The organism is Protofrankia sp. Cr1 (assembly GCF_963555865.1).
GTDB lineage: Bacteria > Actinomycetota > Actinomycetes > Frankiales > Frankiaceae > Protofrankia.
Window position 1 is genome coordinate 3617 of record NZ_CAUVXO010000419.1, and the last position, 1449, is coordinate 5065.

A 1449-nucleotide genomic window follows, 5' to 3' on the forward strand; every position below is an offset into this window, starting at 1 on the left:
GGCACACCGTCTCCGGGCTCGACATCGGCTCGCCCAAGCGGCCCGCCTACCAGCAGTGGCGGGTCTGCCCGGCGTGCGGCTACGTCCGCACCACGCTGGCCGCCGAGGACACCACCCGCTGCCCCCGCTGCACCGCCGCGGCGATCGCCGACGCGGGGAACCTGTTCACCGTCCTGCGGCCCACCACAGTCACCTCGCATGACCGGCGGGAGGACGCGAGAATCCGCGACGACTCCGACGACCGCGACATCAGGCACTACACCACGCAGGTCGCGGTCGACATCGACCCGGCGGACGTCGACCGGTCCTGGCGGCACGACCATGTCACCTTCGGTGTCGACTACACCCGCCACGCCGTCATCCGCGAGTTCAATCTGGGCGCGGCCCGGTACGACCGGCCCGCCGGTGACACGTTCGCGGGTGTCGAGACGCGGCTCAACCCCTTCTACACGTGCACGTCGTGCGGCGGCACCACCAGCGACGGGCCGCCGCCGACGGCAGGACCGGCGCTGACCACGGCCACCTCGTCCGTCGGCGGCCCGGCTGGCGGTCGTGACAGGGCGGCCGACCACCACCGGCCGTGGTGCCGGTACCGGCGGGACCCGTATGCCGCGGAACACGTCGCCCTGGTCCTCGCCCACGAGCTGCGTACCGAGGCACTGCGTATCCTCGTGCCGGCGGTCACCGCCGCCGTGGCGGAGCGGATCGTCTCCTTCGCCGCGGCTCTGCGCCTGGGCATCGCAGCCCGTTACGGCGGTGATCCCGATCATCTGCGGGTCGTGGCGGCGGTCATGCCCGACCGTGACACCGGGCATACTCGCCGGTTTCTCGTCGTCCACGACATCCAGCCCGGTGGTACCGGCTACCTGCATCGGATCAGTGACCCGGACAGCTTCCGCGAGGTGCTGCAGGCCGCGCAGGCTGTGATCGAAGGCTGCCGCTGTGTCGGTGCGGGCAAACCGGCCTGCCACCGGTGCCTGCTGCGCTACGCCCGGGACAGGGAGTTCCCGCTGATGATCCGGGCCGAGGCGCTCGGCATGCTGCGGGGGCTCCTCGACCCGTGGACGGTCGCAGCGTCGGTGCGGACCGATGAGATCTCCCTGTTCGACCAGGTCGAAAGCGAGCTGGAACTACGCTTCCTGCAGGCCCTGCTCGACTGGGCCGAACGCCCTGACAGCGCCTCGCAGACCAGGGCCAGCATCACCCGGGCGGCCGACCAGAACGGCGCCCGCATCGCCGATCTGCGGTTGGAAGCACCCGACGGCCAGGTCGTCCACTGGCGGATGAAGCTGCAGAACGCCATCCGCGGCACCCGACCCGACGTCCACTTCGTCCGCATGGACGCCGCACCCGTCGAGGTCGCCGTGTACCTCGACGGGTATCGCTACCATGCGTCGCCCGAGCACAACCGGCTCGCCGACGACGCCGACAAGCGCACCCGGTTGCGCG

General features: G+C 71.4%; 1 protein-coding gene. It reads left to right on the forward strand.

Annotation, left to right across the window (positions count from 1 at the left end):
- On the forward strand, positions 1-1449 hold a 1449-nt coding region (locus tag U9980_RS22765), incomplete at both ends, for a DUF1998 domain-containing protein (protein WP_322769806.1).